At 68.1% G+C, this 2,208-nt stretch carries 2 protein-coding genes and 1 pseudogene; 1 reads left to right on the forward strand and 2 read right to left on the reverse strand.

Features of this window, described 5'->3' with window-relative positions; genetic code table 11:
* Positions 1 to 55 precede the first annotated feature (55 nt).
* Positions 56 to 568, reverse strand: coding sequence for a hypothetical protein (locus tag H293_RS0148750; protein ID WP_033416928.1), 513 nt, complete (start codon positions 566 to 568; stop codon positions 56 to 58).
* Between the two features lie 120 nt (positions 569 to 688).
* On the opposite strand from H293_RS0148750, the gene H293_RS59025 reads away from it, so the two are divergent.
* Positions 689 to 859 (forward strand): hypothetical protein, encoded by a 171-nt coding sequence (locus H293_RS59025; protein WP_020125000.1) that lies wholly within the window; start codon positions 689 to 691, stop codon positions 857 to 859.
* A gap of 369 nt (positions 860 to 1,228) precedes the next feature.
* Here H293_RS59025 and H293_RS0148760 read toward each other — a convergent pair.
* Positions 1,229 to 2,208, reverse strand: a pseudogene (locus H293_RS0148760) (hypothetical protein); the annotation flags it as partial.

The following is a 2,208-nucleotide window of genomic DNA, read 5'->3' on the forward strand; positions in this document are numbered from 1 at the left end:
CCGGTGGCCGTTCATCTATGCGGGCCCCATCCCGATGCCGGGGCAAACCCCCGGATCAGGTCGAACCCGTACACCACTTCCCTGGACGCAACCCGCGGCTCCAGGGCTCCAAGCCGCTCAGCGCCGGCATCGGGACCGTCTGACGAAGCTCGTCCGCGGCGAAGGTCTGAAGGGTGTGCCGCCCCAGCGGAATCCGTGTTCCCTGGGGGAAGGTGCCGTTGAGGAGCAGCCATTGCTCAGTGATCGGTGCCGGGCCTGTGCAGAAGGTGACGAAGCTGTCCGCGACCTCGGAGACAGGGACCGGTGCGCCCTGGGCAATCAGACGTGCCGCCGCAGACAGGCCCGACTCCTCCAGCAGCGTCAGGGGGTTTGGGGCCCAGTCTCCGTCGACCCTTGTGTAGAGGTCGGGGTGCTCTTCCCTAGGCGCTGCGGCGGTCACCTCTCTCACCACGTCCTCCCAGTGGGGCTGGAGCATCAGTACCACGATGGACTGGGGTGTTGGGGACAGACCGCCCGCGTACTCGAGCCACGACAACACAGCCTCACGCAGGGAGAGATGCTTGCTCATACGGATTGAAAGTAGCGGCCGCAGTCGCATCGGGGCACCAGTTTTCCAGCGGCGGAACCTGTAGCAACCGACCATCGTTCGAGCAGCAGCTGACTACCACGTGACTCGCACCTCGCCGCGTTGACTGAGGCGGCGCTCGCCGACGGTGTCGTCCTGGACGACGACGCCCACCACGTGCGGCGGGTGCGGGCGAAGCAGATGCAGGGGGCCGCGGCGAAGAAGGCGCCGAAGGCCCAGCGGTGCGAGGAGAACGAGCGGAACCGGCTGGCCAAGGAAGCGCCTCCGAGGTGACCCATCGGTACACGAACGAGACTCAACGGGAACCCCGATAAGACGCCGACTGATGCCAGTGCACCTCTTGAAGTTCTGCGCACTGCCTCATGGTGTCTCGCGCGCGCCCCAACAGCGCCGCACTGGCGTCGCACATAGAGCCTTCGGAGGACTCACCCGTGCAGGGATGCCGGGTGGCGTCCCCCAGGAGACACGACCGGAGCACCACAGGGACGCCGTTCGTACGTCGCTACTTCGCTGCGACTCTTCTGGAAGGGCCCGGCTGGCGCTTCCGCCACCTGCTGAGCGTGGACATTCCGGCCGCATTGCGGCGTTGATCGCGGGCCAAACGCCTCCGCCCGCCGCTTCAGCGGGGTGGCCGTCAGAGCGCTACTGGTAAACGGTGGCGATCGGCGTGGAGACGCTGGCTCCGCTACCGGGGACGGCGTAGGAGATGGTCCACACGGCGGATGTCTTGTTCGGGTAGCCGTACAGGTAGCCGCCGTCGTCGCAGCCGTAGTTCAGGCGCTGTCCTGCCAGCATCGCGGTGCCGCCCCCGGCGAACGAGCAGCGGGCACCGTGGGCCAGGACAAGGATGATCGGTTCGATGTCGGGTCCGCCCGGCATGTGGTTGTTGTTGCCGGGAAAGCCCTCGGCGACAGACAGCTCGACCATGCGGTCGGGGGCTCCGTCCAAGCACAGGGCGCTGGTGTCTGCGGGGTTGGAGTCCGGGGAGAAACACGGGTCGAGGATCCGGTCGCCGGCGGTACAGCGCCAGGCGTCCGTGCGCATCGTGGATTCGGCGGTCCCGAAGCAGGAGCCGCTGGCCCGGTCGATGATGGTGATGCCGGTTGCGGGGGTACCGCCCGGTGACCAGGGACTGAGGGTGATCACCTTCGTCTGCGCCGGCGCGGACGAGGCGGCAGCGGTCGGGGTCTGTGACTCGCTGGTGGCTGGACGAGCGAGGCGTGACGTGGGCCCTGCCGGTTCGGCGGCAGGCGTGGAAGGGGCCGCAGTTGCCTGTGGGGAGTGGGTGGCGCGCGCTGGGGCGTGGCCCGAGGCCAGAGCGAACCAGGTGCCCGTCGCGGCTGCGGCAAACACGGCGGCCGCAACGACGATGAGCCAGGCACGCTTGCCGGGACGGCGTATGTCGGAAGCGGGCCAGGCGGGGTCTTTCACGGTCGGAGGGTGCCACTGCTCGGCGATCAGGTTCGGGACTTCGGTCGGCCGGTCGTGGACATCTCCGAGGACCTGCGTCGCCTGCTCGCCGAGCAGTTCGCCGGTCTTCTGTGCCACGACGGCGGACGACGGCCGGTAGCCCCAATACCAGTGACTTAAGGGTCTCGACTGGTAGCGTGGCATCCAGGAGG

The sequence above is a fragment of the Streptomyces canus 299MFChir4.1 genome (assembly GCF_000383615.1).
In the GTDB taxonomy this organism is placed as follows: Bacteria; Actinomycetota; Actinomycetes; order Streptomycetales; family Streptomycetaceae; genus Streptomyces; species Streptomyces canus_C.

What these genes read in the sequence shown, in the direction of transcription:
- H293_RS0148750 (WP_033416928.1), bottom strand. Translation starts at nt 568, where the DNA reads ATGAGCAAGCATCTCTCCCTGCGTGAGGCTGTGTTGTCGTGGCTCGAG.